Genomic DNA, 255 nt, shown 5'->3' on the forward strand with positions numbered 1-255 from the left:
TCCGCGACGCGGGCGCACGGACGACCGAGGACATCTTCACCGGGGTCTCGCAGCCGATGCCGTCGGGGCGCGTGTACGGCGGGCAGGTGCTCGCGCAGTCGATCGTCGCGGCTTCGCGCACGCTCCCGCCCGAGCGCACCGTGCACTCGATGCACGGCTACTTCCTGCGGCCCGGTGACCCCGACGCGGGCATCACGTTCTCCGTCGACCGGATCCACGACGGGCGGTCGTTCTCGACGCGGCGCACACAGGCGT

General features: G+C 72.5%; 1 protein-coding gene. It reads left to right on the forward strand.

Annotated elements, in window-relative coordinates:
* Positions 1-255, forward strand: a 255-nt coding sequence (locus ACZ3HG_RS24230; RefSeq protein ID WP_465335001.1) for an acyl-CoA thioesterase, incomplete at both ends; no start/stop codon positions are given.

It is taken from the genome of Erwinia sp. PME.40.26/001, assembly GCF_055556675.1.